Source organism: Isoptericola halotolerans, from assembly GCF_013149785.1.
GTDB classification, from domain to species: Bacteria; Actinomycetota; Actinomycetes; order Actinomycetales; family Cellulomonadaceae; genus Isoptericola; species Isoptericola halotolerans.
Genome location: NZ_JABEZU010000001.1, coordinates 1,139,907 through 1,156,505, shown reverse-complemented (window position 1 = coordinate 1,156,505; position 16,599 = coordinate 1,139,907). Strand labels below are relative to the sequence as shown.

Genomic DNA, 16,599 nt, shown 5'->3' with positions numbered 1-16,599 from the left:
GGAGCGAGACTACGCACCACGCAGCCAGGTGCGCAGCGCGTCACGGCACACGGCCAGCTCCCGCACGGGGACGCGCTCGTCGTCGGCGTGGGCCAGCGAGGGGTCTCCCGGGGCGAAGTTCACCGCCGGGATCCCCAGCTCGGCGAACCGGGCGACGTCGGTCCACCCGAACTTGGGCTTCGGGACCCCGCCGGTGAGCTCCAGCACGGCGGCGGCGAAGTCGGCGGCGAGCGGGTCGTCGAGGCCGGGACGGGCACCGGGCGAGGCGTCGGTGACGGTCACCTCGTAGCCGTCGAAGAGCTCGCGCAGGTGCGCCTCGGCCTCGGCGAGGTCACGGGACGGCGCGAACCGGTAGTTCACGGTCACGGTGCACGCGTCCGGCACCACGTTGCCCGCGATGCCACCGTGGATTCCCACGGCGTTGACGCCCTCGCGGTAGACCAGCCCGTCGACCTCGACCTCGGCCGCGCGATAGCCGGCGAGCCGCGCCAGGATCGGCGCGGCGGCGTGGATCGCGTTCTCGCCCCGCCACGAGCGGGCCGAGTGCGCGGCGACACCACGGGTACGCACCTCGACCCGGATCGTGCCCTGGCAGCCGCCCTCGATGTCCGCCGAGGTCGGCTCACCGAGCACCGCGAAGTCACCCGCCAGCAGGTCGGGACGGTGGCGCGCCAACCGGCCCAGCCCGCTCTTGGCGGCCTCGACCTCCTCGTGGTCGTAGAACACGTAGGTGAGGTCGACCACGGGCTCGGTGCTCTGCTCGTCGCCCTGCCGCCCCAGCTCGACCGCGAGCGCCAGCATGACGGCGACACCAGCCTTCATGTCGACCGTGCCGCGGCCCCACAGCACCCGGTCGTCGCCGGTGCCCTCCAGCCGGGTCGGCAGGTTCGGCGGGTCGGTGAGCGGCACCGTGTCCAGGTGGCCGGCCAGCACCACGCGCCGCTCGCGGCCGAGGAGCGTGCGCGCGACGACCGCGTCGCCGTCGCGCGTCACCTCGAGGTGCGGCTGGTCGCGCAGCAGCGCCTCGACGGCGTCGGCGAGAGCGGTCTCGTCGCCCGAGACGGACTCGATGTCGCACACGGCGGCGAGGAGGTCCGCCAGGTCGGAGGACGGGAGGGTCGCAGGGTCGACGAGAGCGGGGTCGAAACGGTTCTGCAGGCTGGTCACGCGTTCATCGTGCCACCTCGCGCCGATAGGCTGGTGCCATGACGACGCCCACCACCACCTCCCGTTCCGCCTGGGGCCTCGGTCTGGCGACCGTGGCCGACGACGGCACTACGCTCGACGTCTGGTACCCCGCGCCGGCGCTCGGCGAGGCCCCCGACGACGTCGACGTCCCCGCCGACCTCTCCGCGCTCTCCCAGCGGGACGACGCGCGACGGGTGGACGTGGCGGTCGTGCACACCCGGATCGACCTCGACGCCCCGCCCGTGGACGCCGCGGACGCCTACCTGCGGCTCCACCTCGTCTCCCACCGTCTGGTGCCGCCGCACGGGCTGAACCTCGACGGGGTCTTCGGCAAGCTCACCAACGTGGTGTGGACCTCCCACGGGCCGTGCTGCGTCGAGGGCTTCGAGCTGACACGGCTGCGGCTGCGCGCCTCGACGGACAAGCCGGTGACGGTCTACGGCATCGACAAGTTCCCCCGCATGGTCGACTACGTCGTGCCCTCGGGCGTCCGCATCGCCGACGCCGACCGGGTGCGCCTGGGCGCCCACCTGGCCGAGGGCACCACCGTCATGCACGAGGGCTTCGTGAACTTCAACGCCGGCACCCTCGGCGCGTCGATGGTCGAGGGCCGGATCTCCGCCGGCGTCGTCGTCGGCGACGGCTCGGACGTGGGAGGCGGCGCCTCGATCATGGGCACCCTGTCCGGAGGCGGCAAGGAGGTCATCTCGATCGGCGAGCGCTGCCTGCTGGGGGCGAACGCCGGGCTCGGCATCGCGCTCGGCGACGACTGCGTCGTCGAGGCCGGCCTGTACGTCACCGCCGGTACCAAGGTCACCGTGCTGGACGACATGGGTGACGACGGCGAGCCGCGGGTGGTCAAGGCAGTCGACCTCTCGGGGCGCAGCAACCTGCTGTTCCGCCGCAACTCCCGCACCGGTGCGGTCGAGGTGCTGTCGCGTGCCTCGGGCGTCGAGCTCAACGCCGCGCTGCACGCCAACTGATGAGCCGACGACGGCGCTCGGCCGCGGTCTCGGCGAGTGCCGTCGTCGCCGTCCTGGCGGTCGGGGCGCTCGCCGTCGGTGGTGTGGTGTGGTTCCTCTCGGAGCGCGAGCCCGCCCTGAGCCGTCAGCGGTGCGCGGCCACGCTCGACGGCGCCGACTGGTACCTGACCACGGTCCAGTCGCAGAACGCCGCCCTGATCGTCGGCACCTCGATCCAGCGCGACCTGCCGGCGCGTGCCGCGACGATCGGGGTGGCGACAGCCCTGCAGGAGTCCAGCCTGGTCAACATCGACTACGGCGACCGCGACTCGCTGGGGTTGTTCCAGCAGCGGCCCTCCCAGGGCTGGGGAACCCCGGCGGAGATCATGGACCCGGTCTACTCCACGAACGCGTTCTACGACGGGCTCGTGGAGGTCGACGGCTGGCAGGACATGGAGGTCACGGTCGCCGCCCAGGCGGTCCAGCGTTCCGCCTTCCCCGAGGCGTACGCCCAGCACGAGACACGGTCGCGGGCGTGGGCGTCGGCACTGACCGGGCACTCCCCCGGGTCGCTCACGTGCCAGCTCTTCGCGGTGACCGAGGACGAGCCGGTCGACCTCGTCGACCGGCTGCGCCAGGACCTGGGCATCCCTGCCGACGCCGTGACCGCCGTCGAGCCGGACGCCGACGAGGTCCGGCAGGCGATCGACGCCACGACCCTGGGCTACGAGGACCCCGACAGGTCGGTCTGGGCCGTGGCCCACTGGGCGGTGGCCACCGCGAGCGTCACCGACGTCGTCGAGGTCCGCGCGGGCGACCAGGTCTGGACACGCGCCGACGCGGTCTGGGCTCCGCTCGACGACAGCGCCGACCCGACGTCCGCGGACCAGGTCCTCGTCGCGGTCGGGTCACCGCCCGGGTAGATCACGCTCCACGCGGGGCGGAGCAGCGGCTCCTCCCCGCGTGGAGCGTGCTGCCTCAGCGCTGGTCGAGCCCCACGTAGTCGCGCGCCGTCGGGCCGGTGTAGATCTGGCGCGGGCGGCCGATCTTCGTCTGCGGGTCCTTCGACATCTCGCGCCACTGGGCGATCCACCCGGGCATGCGCCCCAGGGTGAACAGCGGCGTGAACATCGCCGGCGAGAAGCCCATCGCCTGGTAGATGAGCCCGGTGTAGAAGTCGACGTTCGGGTAGAGCTTGCGCTCGACGAAGTAGTCGTCGCTGAGCGCGATCTCCTCGAGACCGCGCGCGATCTCGAGCAGCTCGTCCTTGGCGCCGAGCTCGTCGAGCACGGCGTCCGCGTGCTTCTTGACGATCGCGGCGCGCGGGTCGTAGCTCTTGTAGACGCGGTGCCCGAAGCCCATCAGCCGGACGCCGTCCTCCTTGTTCTTGACCTTCTTCATGAAGGTCTCGACGGAGTCGTCGCCGGAGCGGATCTTCTCGAGCATGAGCAGCACGGCCTCGTTGGCCCCGCCGTGCGACGGGCCCGACAGGGCGTTGATCCCGGCCGACAACGAGGCGTACAGCGTCGCGTTCGACGAGCCCACGATGCGCACCGTGGACGTCGAGCAGTTCTGCTCGTGGTCGGCGTGCAGGATGAGCAGCTTGTCCATCGCCGAGACGACCGTCGGGTTCGCCTCCCACTCCTCGTAGGGGCGGGCGAAGGTCATCCGCAGGAAGTCGTCGACGTAGCCGCGGGCCGCGTCGGGGTAGAGCAGCGGCTCGTCGCGCATCGAACGGTGCACGTAGGACGTGATCGTGCGGATCTTGGCGAGGATGAGCACGGTGGCGAGCTCGACGGCGTCGTCGTCGTGCGGGTCGAGCGACTCCGGGTAGTACGTGGCGAGCGCGTTGACGGCCGAGGCCATGATGGCCATCGGGTGCCCACCACGGGGGAACGTCCCGAGGAAGGTGCGGAACGCCTCCGGCACCAGCGTGTGACGGTTGATGCGGTCGGTGAAGGCCTCGAGCTGGGCCGGGGTCGGCAGCTCACCGTGGATGAGCAGGTAGGAGACCTCGAGGAACGACGAGCTGTCGGCGAGCTGCTCGATCGGGTACCCGCGGTAACGCAGGATGCCCTGGTCACCGTCGATGTAGGTGATGGTCGACTCGCAGGAGGCGGTGTTGGTGAACCCGGGGTCGACCGTGACCATCCCCGTCTCCTTGAGCAGGGACGAGACGACGATGCCGTCGTTCCCCTCGGTGGCCGGCACCACGGGCAGGGTCCGGGCCTCGCCGTCGACGGTGAGCTCGACCGTGGGGGTCTGCTGGGTGGACGTCATGTCTTCCTTCCCTGACGGGCCACCGCGACCCCGTCGTCGGGGCCCGGGACACGTGAACTCATGGCAATGTCATGGACTACCGCACGGGACCACCTGAGGGCGTCTCCGCAGGGCAGCCGCGGCCTGCGGATAAAACTACCCTCCCGATCCCATGCGGTTCCAATCCCTGCGTCAAGGAGATGTGATGCGCGCCACAGCGGACGAGACGTCGTCGTCGGTGGCCGTCAGCGCGACCCGCACGTGCCGGGCACCCGCGCCGCCGTAGAACTCCCCGGGCCCGACGAGCACGCCTCGCTCGGCGAACCACCGCGCCAGGTCGCGCGATCCCGCCGGACCAGCGGAGTCGTCCACGCGTCGGACCCACAGGTAGAGGCCCGCCTGCGAGTGGTCGACGACGAACCCTGCCTCGCGCAGCGCGGGCAGCAGCAGGTCGCGCCGGCGCCGGTACCGCTCGCGCTGGGCCATGACGTGGGCATCGTCACCCAGCCCCGCGACCATCGCCGCCTGCACCGGGGCGGGGACGATCATGCCCAGGTGCTTGCGGGTGGCGAGCAGGTCGCCGACCAGGGCGGGGTCCCCCGCGACGAACGCCGCCCGGTACCCGGCGAGGTTCGACTGCTTCGACAGGGAGTAGGCGACCAGCAGGCCGTCGTGCGAGCCGCCGCACACCCGGGGGTCGAGCAGGCTCGGCACCCGGCTGGTCCCGTCCGCCGCGACCTGCTGCGGCTCCCACGGCAGCTCGGCGTAGCACTCGTCGCTCACGACGACCGCACCCGCCGCGCGCGCCGCCGCCACGACGGCCGCGAGCCTCTCGACGTCGGCCACGGCACCCGTGGGGTTCGACGGCGAGTTCACCCAGACCAGGCGCACGTCGTCGCGCCCGGCCCAGGCGGCGACGTCGTCGGCAGGCAGCGGCGTGGCCCCGGCGAGCCGCGCGCCGACGTCGTAGGTCGGATAGGCGATCTCGGGGTGGACGACGACGTCGCCCGGCCCGAGCCGCAGCAGCGACGGCAGCAGCCCCACCAGCTCCTTGGAGCCGATCGTGGGCATCACCCCGGCCGGGTCCAGACCGGGCACACCGCGACGCCGTGCGAACCACCCGGCGACGGCCTCGCGCAGCGCGGCGGTGCCGTGGGTCAGCGGATACCCGGGGGCGTCCGCGGCGCCGGCGAGGGCGTCGCGGACGACCGGGGGCGTCGGGTCCACCGGGGTGCCGACCGACAGGTCGACCATCCCTCCCGGGTGGGCGGCCGCCGTGGCGCGCACGTCACCGAGGGTGTCCCACGGGTAGGGCAGCGCCCTCAGGTCGGCGAGTCCCACAGCTCGACGGTCGCGCTCAGGCCTGCGGCGGCAGACCGGCGATCATCGGGTCGTCCTTCTCGATGACGCCCATCTTCGCCGCGCCGCCGGGCGAGCCGAGGTCGTCGAAGAACTCCACGTTCGCACGGTAGTAGTCCTTCCACTCCTCGGGGACGTCGTCCTCGTAGTAGATGGCCTCGACCGGGCAGACCGGCTCGCAGGCTCCGCAGTCCACGCACTCGTCGGGGTGGATGTACAGCGAGCGGGAGCCCTCGTAGATGCAGTCCACGGGACACTCCTCGATGCACGCCTTGTCCTTGACGTCGACGCACGGCTGAGCGATCACGTAGGTCACTGCAGTTACCTTTCAGGTCACGGGTGGAGCGGACTCCGGGTGGTACTGGAGGCACTCTAGTATCGCTCACGTGACATCCCCGCACGCGCTCCCCGGATCGTCCGACTGGCGAGACTGGCCCGCCGGGACCCGAGCCGTCGTCCGGCGGCGGCTGGCACCCGTCGAGGCCGAGGCGAGCGGCCGGAGATGGACCGACGTCGTCGGCGTGGTCGTCGCCGTGGACCGCGCCGGGATCACCCTGCGACGCGACCCCGCGCGCCGCGACGCCCCCGGAGCCGGCACGGAGGTCAGGATCGGGGCCGAGGACGTCGAGGTCGCGAAGCCGCTCCCTCCACGCCCGGTCCGACGCGGGGATCGACCCGGCTGACGGCTACCGACGCGGCGACGTCACGTCGACGTGCGTCGTGCCGATCCCCACGACGACTGCTCCCGCCGTGCACCGCTCCACCAGCGTCGCCGGCCAGCCCGGGGACCGCGGCACCTGTTCGACCGTGGCGTCATGGTCGACGGCCGGCGGCCCGGGTGGTCCGCCCGCACGCACCTCGTCGGCGGCGTGGAAGAACTCGTGGGCCGAGCCGTTGCTCTCCAGGGACTCGATGACCAGATCGAGGTCGCGGACCACCTTGCGCAGCGCCGGTGCCACCCAGGCGGCGTTCTGCGCGACCATCGCCTCGGTGCGCGCCGGGTCGGTGAAGGCCACCCGCGTCCCGTCGCGAAAGCTCCCTGCCGCGAGCCCCAGCGCCACGTCACGGACCGGTGCCCCGCCGACGGCGTTGAGGAGCTGGGTCGCGAGCACGTGCGGCACGTGGCTGATCAGCGCTGCGGCCTCGTCGTGCACCTCGTCGAGGAGCAGGGCTGCGGTGCCGGCGCACGGGCCGGTGACGAGACCGAGGACGGCCGCGAGCCGGTCGGGCTCGACCTCGCCGTCCACGGTGACCGCCCAGCGCACCCCGTCCAGCAGCCCGGCGTCCGACGCGTCGAACCCGCTGTGCTCGGTCCCCGACATCGGGTGGGCACCGACATAGCGTCCGGCCAGGCCCGCCGCCACCACCGCGGCGCGCACCGGACCCTTGACGCTGCCGACGTCCGTCACCGTGGCCGACGCCGGGGCGTGCTCGGCCACCTCGCGCGCCACGGTCGCCATCACGCGCAGCGGTGTGGCCAGCACGACGAGCCCCGCACCGGCCACGCAGGCCGCCAGGTCGTCGGCGACGGACAGCCCGGCGCGGCGGGCGGCGGCGCGCGTCGCCGGCGAGACGTCCGTCGCCACGACGTCCACCCCGCGGGCGGCCAGCAGCCGGGCGAGCGAACCACCGACCAGACCGAGGCCGACCACCGCCACCCGGTCCTCCACGGCCGCCCCGCTCACCACAGCAGCCCTCGGTCGACGACGGCGTCCGCGTCCTCGTGCCGCACGCTGCCGGCGGGAGCGTGGTCGGCCAGCTGCCCGTCCAGGCCGCCCTCCCCCGGTGCGGCGGGGTACGCCCCGAGCACCTTGAGCGCGTCACCGGCGGCCAGCAGGTCACCGAACAGCTCGCGCACCTCCCAGGGTGCGGCGTCCAGGGTCACCACGAAGACGTACTGCCCCTCGCGGGCCTTGAGGGGCCGGGTCACCAGGCTCGACATGTTCACGGCGCGCGCACCGAAGGCGTCGGTGATCCGGGCCAGCACCCCGGGCCCGGTGACCACCGGGGTCACCGCGACCGTCGTGCGCCACGCGGTCGCGCCGTCGTCGGACGCGTCGCGACGCCGCGCGAACCGCTCGACGGCGCGTGCGCGGCGGTCGAGGACCAGGAAGCGCGTCCGCGCCCCCGGATGGTCCTCCACCGACTCGGCGAGCGTCTCGAGGCCGTAGAGCTCGCCGCACAGCCGCGGCCCGAACGCCACCTGGTGCCCCTGCACGTCCCGGCAGGCGGCCCCGTTGGACGCGGCCGGGACCTCCACGAGCCCGCGCTCCACCACGAACCGGCGGCACTGGGCCAGCCCGTGCGGGTGGGCCGTGGCCTCGGTCAGCACCCCGTGACCGGGCCGCACGAACGCGTCGAACGAGATGTCGAGCACGACCTCGTCGACCGCGACGACGTCCGCGCTGCCCAGCAGGACGTCCAACGACGGCACCACGTGCCCCTCCACGGAGCTCTCGATCGCGACGACGCCGACGTCGGCCGCGCCGGACGACACGGCGTCGTGGACCTCGCCGACCGTGCCCTGCGGGAGCGCCCGGAGCGTCTCGCCGGGCAGGCCTGCCGCCCAGGTGCGGACGGCCTGATGGGTGAAGGTGCCCTCCGGCCCCAGGTACGCGACCCTCACTCGCCCGCCCACCGGGGGCGCAGGCCGTCCGGACCTGGTGCGAACCGGTCACCGGGGAGCACCGCCAGGGTGCGGTGCGCGACCGACCTCGCGTCGAGCTCCGACACCAGCGCGTCCAGCACCGCCACCTCGGGGCACCGGAACGACGTCAGGAAGACGTGCGGCCCGCTCGTCGAGGGATGGCTGCGCAGGTGCTGCAGGTCCACCCCGGCGTCGGCCAGCACACCCAACGTCTGGCGCAGGGACCCCCGGTGGTCGTCCGAGGGACCGAAGGCGAGCCACACCTGGGCGCTGCCGTCGAACCGTGGCCAGGCACGGGCCGCCTGCAGCAGCCCGTACCAGACCGGCCCCTGGGCCGCGACCCGGTCGCTGCCCGGCACCTCCACCCAGCCGTCCGGCACCCTCGAGCGCTCGACCACCAGCGAACCGTGCTCTCCGGCCAGGACCGCACGCTCCCCCACCGGCGTCGACGTGGGGACGAGCCGAGGACTCACGCCCATGGTGCGCAGCAGATCGGCGCAGTCGCGCATCCCCGCCTCGTCCACGACCACTTGACCGCCCACCACACCCGGCGGTGCCACCCACACCCACTGCGGGCGGACCGGGACGGCCGCGGTCACGATCAGCGTGGGGTCACCCGCCAGGAGCGCCTGCTCCAGGGCGGGCGACGGCTGTTCGGGATGGCCCACGTGGACCACGGCCGCGAGGTCGTCGATGCTCGCGACGGTGTCGAGGGCCTGCGCCGTCGTCCCCAGGTCGAGCAGCTCACCCGACTCGTCGCGCACGGCCGACATCACGACGGAGCCCGGGGCGATGCCCGACCAGCCCGCCTCGTGCGCGGCGAGCGCGGCGTGGGCCGGCGACTCGCGGGTGGTACGGCCGAGCATCAGTCGTCCTCCTCGTCCGTCGCGGGCCTGCTGCAGCTCACGGCGTCGTCCGGCTTGTAGCGCCAGAAGTTGGACTCGTCCTTGACGAGCTCACCGTCGAGGTAGACCTTGCGGTAGACGGTGATGGCGAACCCCGCCTGCCCGCCGGAGTACGGCTCGCAGCCCGGGCTGCCCGACTTGTCGACCGTCTTGATCGGGACCACCTCCTGCTTGCCAGAGTCCGACTCCTCGACGTCGTAGTACTCCGTGGACCAGATCTTCACGTGGAGCCTGCCGTCGGCCACGTAGCTCTGCATGAGCGCGCCGTACGGGGTGTCGTTCTTGAACTTCATGTCGATGGAGCCGACGTAGATGGTCGCCTCCCGGCCCGCCGGGTAGCGACTGAACCAGTAGCTGTGCTGACGGTGCTCGACGTCGTCGAACCCCGCGAAGAAGCCGGCGTTGTAGGTCGTCGTGGCCATCTGCGACAGCCCGCCACCGACCGCGTCCACGTGCAGACCGTTGCTGACGACGCCCGCGGCGAAGAAGCCGTTCGAGGTGTCGATCGGGGACAACGTGTCGAGCAGGGAGAACGTCTCACCGGGCTTGACGAGCGTCTCGTTGACCAGCTCGGCACCGCGCACCAGGTTCTTGGTGCGGACGGGTTCGCTGGTCAGCGGCGTGGAGAACTCCGAGACGACCTCCTTGACGCCGAGCTCCTCGAGCGAGGCGACCGAGTCCTCCGGGTCCTCCTCCACCAGCTCGACGGTGGTCCGTCGTTCGCCGCCCTGCGCGGCCTCGCCGACCGCGGACGCCACCGCCTCCGGATCGAGGGTGGTACCGATCTCGCCGCCGACGATCGCCGGCTCGCCGCCGGAGAACTCGAACCGGGCGTCGTTCGGCTCGCTCAGCAGGTCGTCCGTGCGGTCGATGAGCGCGCTGGTGAGCCGGTCGCCGTCGAACTCCGCCACCAGCGCGCCGTCGGCCGGGACGAACGAGGTGGAGCGCGCCAGGACCCGCGGGGGCAGCTCGGGGCTCTGGTCGTCGACCTCCACCGTCACCGGTCCCGACACGATCTCCTCCGCGACCTCGAGAGCCGCATCGGTGTCGGCCTGGTCGATCTGCGGCGGGACCGCCTCCGTGGGCAGGTCGACCGGGCCGGTGCTGACGAGCCAGGCACCGACCAGGACCTCCTCGGCAGCGTCGGTGACCACCTCGGTGCCGTCGGCGGCCTCGGTGGCGACCGGCTCGCCGTCCGCGAACTGCACCGTGCCGTCCACGGGCTCCGTGGCGAGAGAGTCCGCGACCGACGACACGGTCGCCGTGAGCGCAGCCCTGTCGACGTCCACCTCCGGGGCGACCTCACCCCCACCGGCGAGGTGGTCGATCAGGCGTCCGGGGCTCAACGAGAACCCCGTGAGCCCGTCGACCGTGGCCTGCGCGTCCAGCGACAGCCCGGCCTCGGTCGGATCGACGGTGCTGGAGACCTCACCGGCCTGGACCGTGACGGGTTCCGCGGCCCGCGGTGCGAGCCCCTGCTCCAGCGCGGTGACCGCCTCGGTGGCGTCCAGGCCCCCGAGGTCCACCCCGGCCACCGTCGTGCCGGACGGCACCGAGTCGGCCACGAACCACTGCGCACCCACGTAGAGTCCGGCGAGCACCACGACCCCGGCGCCGACGCCCAGCAGCACCTTGGGCCAGCGACTCGGTGCCCCGTCGCCCTGCAGGCCCTCCAGCGGCGTCCCGGCGGTGCCCGAGGACGACTGCGCCGGGTCGTCCGCCCCGGCCGCTCCGGCCGCCCCGGCCGCTCCGGTCACGGAAGGGATCGCCTCGGTCGGCGGCGCGGACGACGCGCTCGCGGGCGACGAGGCACCCGGCGGACGGCGGTTCTCGTAGGCACGCACCGCCGGCTGGTAGGGGCTGTCGGGTACGTCCGGGGCGGACGGCGTGTCCGGCGCGGATGGCGCGGCGGGCGTCTGCGCTGCCTCCGACGACGCCGACCCACCCTGCTCGGGCAGGTTCTCGTCGCTCTCGGTCGGCTTGCCCATCGACACGCTCCGTGCTGGTCTCGTGGGGGCCAACCGTGCCCCCGGGCCGGATCTGAGCGCGGCAGCACCGCGCGAGAACGAATCCTACTCGGCGCGCCCGGTCACGACCGCGGGCCGGCCCCGTCGCCGCCGTCGTCCACGAACCAGGAACGAGGCAGGAGGGCCGGAGCCGCGAGCAGCGCGAGGCCACCGTACGTCCAGACGTAGCCGACGGTCTGCGCGGGCACGAGCACGTCACCCCCGGGGCCCGACGCGGACAGGACCTGGACCGCGAGGAACCAGCCCGCAGCGGTCGCCAGCAGCGTCACCGCCCCCGACCAGGCCCGGCAGAGCACCGCGGTGGAGGCCGTCAGCGTCAGCGCCAGCGCCAGGCCCGCCGGCAGGCCGGCCCACTCGACGCGGTGCGCGACGGTGCCGATCACGCCGACCGCAGCACCCAGGAGCAGCGCCAGGACGGCGCGCCCGGCGAGCGCTCGACCGCCCGGAGGACCTGCCGGGCGGGCCGACGCGTGGTGCGGTGCGGACGAGGCGTCGTACGGCGCGGGCGAGCTCACCGGCCCGAGCCTACCGGCGTCGTCCCCGGCGCCGGCACCCGACGCAGGCGCGCCCGGCTCGGGACCGGGGCGAGCACGCCGTTGCTGAGCGCGTAGCGGCCCAGCACGGCAGGACCCGCGTCCGCCGTGCGCCCCACGTGCTGGACCTGGGTGGCGTGAGCCGCCAGTGCCGCCAGGAGGCGGTCGAGGACCGGCGCGACCTCGACCGTGACCGTCGCGGACCGCTCGAGCTCCTCGCGCGGCACCGCGACCGGCGGCAGCGTCGCGTCCGCAGCAGGCACGGTGAGCCCGTGCTCCGCGGCGAGCCGGCGGACGGACGGGGCGTCGGCGAGCGCGCTCCGTGCGCCCCGCACCTCCTCCGCGGGCTCGACGACCTCCCACCGCTCCGGGACGGTCCAGGCCTCCCCGACGACGTCGGCACCCGGGTCGGCGGCCACCTCCAGCGCGCGCACGGTCACCTGGTGCGCCCGCACGTGGTCCGGGTGGCCGTAGCCGCCACCGGCCTCGTAGGTCGCGACGACGCCGGGTCGCCGGTCGCGGACGACGGCGGCGAGACGCGAGGCCGCGACGTCCAGCGGGAGGCGGGCGAACGCCGTCGGCCCCGAGTCCGGTGCCGGACCGGCTATCCCCGGCGCGACCCAGGACATCCCGGAGTCCTCGAAGCGCTCGGGGTCCTCCTGGTCGAGGAGGACGTGGTCGAGGAACGCGTGGTCACGGACCCCGAGGGCGGCCAGCGCGGCGGCCAGCTCGCCCTCCCGGTGCGCGGCCAGGGCACGGCCGTCCCCCTCGAGGTGCGCGAGACCCGTGGGGTGCGCCGCGGTGTCGATCACCTCGCCACGCTCGCCCCGCGTGCAGGTCACGACCGTGACGGGTTCACCCGCCGCGGCCCAGGCGGCCAGCAGCGCCCCGGTCGCGAGCGTCTCGTCGTCCGGGTGCGCGTGGACGGCCAGCAGCCCCCCGTGCGGCCGCAGGCCGGCCCCGGCACGCACGGTGTCAGGCGCGCTTGGCCCGCGCCGTCGCCCGCGCGCGCTCCGTGGCGTCGAGGTTCACCTTGCGGATGCGCACGATCTCCGGCGTGATCTCCACGCACTCGTCCTCGGCCGTGAACTCCAGGGACTCCTCGAGCGTCAGCTTGCGCGGCGGCACCAGGTTCTCGAAGCTGTCCGCGGTCGAGGACCGCATGTTCGTCAGCTTCTTCTCCTTGGTGATGTTGACGTCCATGTCCTCGTTGCGCGAGTTCTCGCCGACGATCATGCCCTCGTAGACGTCCTGCGTGGGCTCGACGAAGAACGAGCCGCGCTCCTGCAGGTTGATCATGGCGAACGGCGTCACGACGCCGGAGCGGTCGGCCACCAGCGAACCGGTCGAGCGGGACTCGATGGGTCCGTGCCACGGCTCGTAGCCCTCGGCGTACGACGACGCGATGCCGGTGCCGCGGGTCTCGGTGAGGAACCGGGTCCGGAACCCGATCAGACCACGGGCGGGGACGACGAACTCCATGCGCACCCAGCCGGTGCCGTGGTTCGACATCGTCTCCATCCGGCCCTTGCGGGCGGCCAGGAGCTGGGTGACCGCGCCGAGGTACTCCTCGGGGACGTCGATCGTCATGTGCTCCATGGGCTCGCAGGTCTTGCCGTCGATCTGCTTCGTCACGACCTGCGGCTTGCCGACCGTCAGCTCGAAGCCCTCGCGGCGCATCTGCTCGACGAGGATCGCCAGGGCCAGCTCACCGCGGCCCTGCACCTCCCAGGCGTCGGGGCGGTCGGTCGGCAGCACCTTCAGGGAGACGTTGCCGACGAGCTCCGCGTCGAGACGGTCCTTGACCTGGCGGGCCGTGACCTTGTGGCCCTTGCCGCCCTTGCCGGCCAGCGGCGAGGTGTTGATGCCGACCGTCATCGAGATCGCCGGGTCGTCGACCGTGATGAGGGGCAGCGGGCGCGGGTCGTCGGGGTCCGTGAGGGTCTCGCCGATCATGATGTCGGCGATGCCCGCCACCGCGACGATGTCGCCCGGGCCGGCGGACTCGGCCGGGACGCGGGTGAGCGCCTCGGTGCGCAGCAGCTCAGTGATGCGCACCTGCCCCAGAGTGCCGTCGTGGCGCGCCCAGGCGACCGTCTGCCCCTTGCGCAGCGTGCCGTTGAAGACGCGCAGGAGGGCGAGGCGACCCAGGAACGGGGACGCGTCGAGGTTCGTCACGTGCGCCTGCAGGGGCATCTGGTCGTCGTACGTGGGTGCCGGGATGGTCCCCAGGATCGTCGAGAACAGCGGCTCGAGGTCCTCGTTCGCCGGCAGCGCGCCGTCCGCGGGCTGCTCGGTGGAGGCCCGGCCCGCCTTGGCCGACGCGTAGACGACCGGGACGTCCAGGACGGCGTCGACGTCGAGGTCGGGTACCTCGTCGGACAGGTCGCTGGCCAGTCCGAGCAGCAGGTCGGTGGTCTCGGCGACGACCTCCGTGATGCGGGAGTCCGGCCGGTCCACCTTGTTGACGACGACGATGACCGGCAGCTTGGCGGCCAGCGCCTTGCGCAGCACGAAGCGCGTCTGGGGCAGCGGGCCCTCCGAGGCGTCGACGAGCAGCACGACACCGTCCACCATCGACAGCCCGCGCTCGACCTCGCCGCCGAAGTCGGCGTGGCCGGGGGTGTCGATGACGTTGATCGTGATGCCGTCGGCCTCCCCCGCCTCGACGGCGGACGGGCCGGCGTAGCGGACCGCGGTGTTCTTGGCGAGGATCGTGATGCCCTTCTCACGCTCCAGGTCGCCGGAGTCCATGACCCGGTCGTCCACCTGCTGGTGCGCGGCGAAGGCGCCGGCCTGCCGGAGCATGGCGTCGACCAGGGTGGTCTTGCCGTGGTCGACGTGGGCGACGATCGCCACGTTGCGCAGGTCGGAGCGCACAGACATCTACGGTTCTCTTTCCGTGGGAGGTGGCACCCGGGAACCCGGGGCCGCTCCATCCTACCCGGAGGTCCCCCGCTTCCTTCGCGAGCGCCGTGCCCCGGCGTTCTTGCTCTGCTCGCTGATCTCCGCGAAGTTCTCGGTGACGTGGTCGGTGACCTGCACCGTCACGTGCTCGGTGAGCTCCCGGCGGCGCAGGCGGCGCTCCGCGCGGGTGATCTGGCGGTACTCGATGTCGAGCGCCTTCCACACCGAGATCGCCGACCCGACCATCACCAGCGAGAACGGCAGGGCGGTGAGGATCGCCGCGGTCTGCAACGCGTTGAGACCCCCCGCGTACAGCAGCGCCGCGGCCACACCACCCTCGAGGATCGCCCAGAACAGCCGGGACCACAGCGGTGGGTTCTGGTTCCCGCCGTTGGCGAGCATGTCCACCACGAACGACCCGGAGTCCGACGACGTCACGAAGAACACCACGACCAGGATGATCGCGACGACGGCCATCCACGCCCCGCCGCCGGGCAGGGTCTCGAAGAGCTGGAACATGGCGGTGTCGGTGTTGACCACCATCTCGCCCGTCTGAGGGTCGGGCGTCAGCATCGACCCGGGCTCGTTGCGCTCCTGACGGATCGCCGACCCCCCGAACACGCTGAACCAGATCGTGGAGACCAGCATCGGGACCAGCAGCGTGCCCAGGACGAACTCGCGCACCGTGCGGCCCCGCGAGATGCGGGCGATGAACAGCCCGACGAAGGGCGCCCAGGAGATCCACCAGCCCCAGTAGAAGATGGTCCAGCTCGACTCCCAGGCGAGCCCGTCCGCGCCCTGGAACGCCAGGGTGTCGAACGTCATCATCATGACGTTCTGGAAGTAGTAGCCGATGGACTGCACCCACTCGCGCAGCAGGAACAGCGAGGACCCCAGGACCAGGACCGTGACGACGAGCGCACCGGCCAGCACCATGTTGGCGTTGGACAGCCACTTGATCCCCCGCTCCAGGCCCGAGGCCACCGAGATCGCCGCCACGGCCGTGATCGCGGCGATGAGGCCCAGCTGGAGCGCGAGCGTCGCGTCGGCCACCTCCAGGTACTCCAGGCCGGCAGCCACCTGCTGCACACCGAGCCCCAGCGAGGTGGCGACGCCGAAGACCGTGCCGAAGATGGCGAGGACGTCGATGAGGTTCCCGAGCCAACCTTTGACGCGCTTCTCGCCGAGCAGCGGTTCGAGCGCCCACCGGATCGAGGCGGGGCGTCCCTTGCGGTGGATCGCGTAGGCCAGCGCGAGGCCGATGACCACGTAGATGCCCCAGGCGTGGAAGCCCCAGTGGACGTACGTCTGACCCATCGCGGCCTGCGCGAGGGCCGGGGCCTCGCCCGTCACGCCCGGCTTCGGCGACTCGAAGTGCGACAACGGCTCGGCGACGCCGTAGTAGACGAGCCCGATCCCCATCCCGGTGGCGAAGAGCATCGCGAACCAGACCGGGAGCTTGAAGTCCGCCTCCTCGTCGTCGGGCCCGAGGGTGATCTCGCCGAACCGGCTGACGCCCATCCAGATCGCGAAGATCATGAAGGCCGCGACGATGACGATGTAGTACCAGCCGAAGCCGTTGATGGTCTTCGCCTGGAGCGTGTTCATGACCTCCGCGACGACGTCGGTCGCGAAGAACGCGACGAGGACGAACAGCAGGATCAGGACACCGGCCGGGTAGAACACGGCGGGTGCGATGGTCGAACGTCGGCGTGTCATGGCTTCACACTTCCCTGACGCCCCGCGCACGGCAACCGCACACGCCGTCGGCCCGGGCGGTGCCGGCCGACGGCGTGCGCTGCGACGACGTGC

At 72.8% G+C, this 16,599-nt stretch carries 15 protein-coding genes; 3 read left to right on the top strand and 12 right to left on the bottom strand.

What is annotated here, in order from left to right:
• Positions 1-9: 9 nt before the first annotated feature.
• Positions 10-1,158: a succinyl-diaminopimelate desuccinylase gene (dapE, locus tag HDG69_RS05400; protein WP_171783192.1), complete on the bottom strand. Its 1,149-nt coding sequence runs from the start codon at positions 1,156-1,158 to the stop codon at positions 10-12.
• A gap of 47 nt (positions 1,159-1,205) precedes the next feature.
• Between dapE and dapD the strand changes: the two genes are divergently transcribed.
• Both dapD and HDG69_RS05390 read left to right on the top strand, forming a co-directional pair.
• Entirely contained in the window at positions 1,206-2,171 is a 966-nt protein-coding gene (gene dapD, locus HDG69_RS05395; RefSeq protein ID WP_171782685.1) for a 2,3,4,5-tetrahydropyridine-2,6-dicarboxylate N-succinyltransferase, read from the top strand.
• The gene (locus HDG69_RS05390) at positions 2,171-3,073 is read left to right on the top strand and encodes a hypothetical protein (protein WP_171782684.1); all 903 of its coding nucleotides are present in this window, start codon (positions 2,171-2,173) and stop codon (positions 3,071-3,073) included. The genes dapD and HDG69_RS05390 overlap by 1 nt, the downstream gene beginning before the upstream one ends.
• Positions 3,074-3,128: 55 nt before the next feature.
• Here the strand turns inward: HDG69_RS05390 and HDG69_RS05385 are convergent, their stop codons facing one another.
• The 3 genes from HDG69_RS05385 to fdxA form a co-directional block, all read right to left on the bottom strand.
• The gene (locus tag HDG69_RS05385; RefSeq protein WP_171782683.1) at positions 3,129-4,430 is read right to left on the bottom strand and encodes a citrate synthase; all 1,302 of its coding nucleotides are present in this window, start codon (positions 4,428-4,430) and stop codon (positions 3,129-3,131) included.
• A gap of 171 nt (positions 4,431-4,601) precedes the next feature.
• Positions 4,602-5,750, bottom strand: a complete 1,149-nt coding sequence (dapC, locus tag HDG69_RS05380) for a succinyldiaminopimelate transaminase (RefSeq protein WP_343036265.1) — start codon at positions 5,748-5,750, stop codon at positions 4,602-4,604.
• Positions 5,751-5,766: 16 nt separating this feature from the next.
• On the bottom strand, positions 5,767-6,084 hold the full coding sequence (fdxA, locus tag HDG69_RS05375; RefSeq protein ID WP_106266803.1) for a ferredoxin: 318 nt from the start codon (positions 6,082-6,084) through the stop codon (positions 5,767-5,769).
• Between the two features lie 70 nt (positions 6,085-6,154).
• Between fdxA and HDG69_RS05370 the strand changes: the two genes are divergently transcribed.
• On the top strand, positions 6,155-6,451 hold the full coding sequence (locus HDG69_RS05370; RefSeq protein ID WP_171782682.1) for a DUF6725 family protein: 297 nt from the start codon (positions 6,155-6,157) through the stop codon (positions 6,449-6,451).
• A gap of 3 nt (positions 6,452-6,454) precedes the next feature.
• On the opposite strand, the gene HDG69_RS05365 is transcribed toward HDG69_RS05370, so the two are convergent.
• The 8 genes from HDG69_RS05365 to HDG69_RS05330 all read right to left on the bottom strand — a co-directional run bounded on the left by HDG69_RS05365 (position 6,455) and on the right by HDG69_RS05330 (position 16,506).
• Positions 6,455-7,453: a prephenate dehydrogenase/arogenate dehydrogenase family protein gene (locus tag HDG69_RS05365; RefSeq protein WP_171782681.1), complete on the bottom strand. Its 999-nt coding sequence runs from the start codon at positions 7,451-7,453 to the stop codon at positions 6,455-6,457.
• On the bottom strand, positions 7,450-8,394 hold the full coding sequence (locus tag HDG69_RS05360) for a prephenate dehydratase (protein WP_343036264.1): 945 nt from the start codon (positions 8,392-8,394) through the stop codon (positions 7,450-7,452). The genes HDG69_RS05365 and HDG69_RS05360 overlap by 4 nt, the downstream gene beginning before the upstream one ends.
• Positions 8,391-9,281, bottom strand: coding sequence for an ACT domain-containing protein (locus HDG69_RS05355; protein WP_171782679.1), 891 nt, complete (start codon positions 9,279-9,281; stop codon positions 8,391-8,393). The genes HDG69_RS05360 and HDG69_RS05355 overlap by 4 nt, the downstream gene beginning before the upstream one ends.
• On the bottom strand, positions 9,281-11,308 hold the full coding sequence (locus tag HDG69_RS05350; RefSeq protein ID WP_171782678.1) for a VanW family protein: 2,028 nt from the start codon (positions 11,306-11,308) through the stop codon (positions 9,281-9,283). Before HDG69_RS05350 ends, HDG69_RS05355 begins: the two co-directional genes overlap by 1 nt.
• Before the next feature lie 101 nt (positions 11,309-11,409).
• Positions 11,410-11,862, bottom strand: coding sequence for a DUF6113 family protein (locus HDG69_RS05345; RefSeq protein WP_343036263.1), 453 nt, complete (start codon positions 11,860-11,862; stop codon positions 11,410-11,412).
• Positions 11,859-12,851: a PIG-L family deacetylase gene (locus HDG69_RS05340; protein WP_343036262.1), complete on the bottom strand. Its 993-nt coding sequence runs from the start codon at positions 12,849-12,851 to the stop codon at positions 11,859-11,861. The genes HDG69_RS05345 and HDG69_RS05340 overlap by 4 nt, the downstream gene beginning before the upstream one ends.
• A gap of 4 nt (positions 12,852-12,855) precedes the next feature.
• The gene (typA, locus tag HDG69_RS05335; protein ID WP_171782677.1) at positions 12,856-14,766 is read right to left on the bottom strand and encodes a translational GTPase TypA; all 1,911 of its coding nucleotides are present in this window, start codon (positions 14,764-14,766) and stop codon (positions 12,856-12,858) included.
• Positions 14,767-14,820: 54 nt separating this feature from the next.
• Positions 14,821-16,506, bottom strand: coding sequence for a BCCT family transporter (locus HDG69_RS05330; RefSeq protein WP_216645154.1), 1,686 nt, complete (start codon positions 16,504-16,506; stop codon positions 14,821-14,823).
• Between the last annotated feature and the right edge of the window lie 93 nt (positions 16,507-16,599).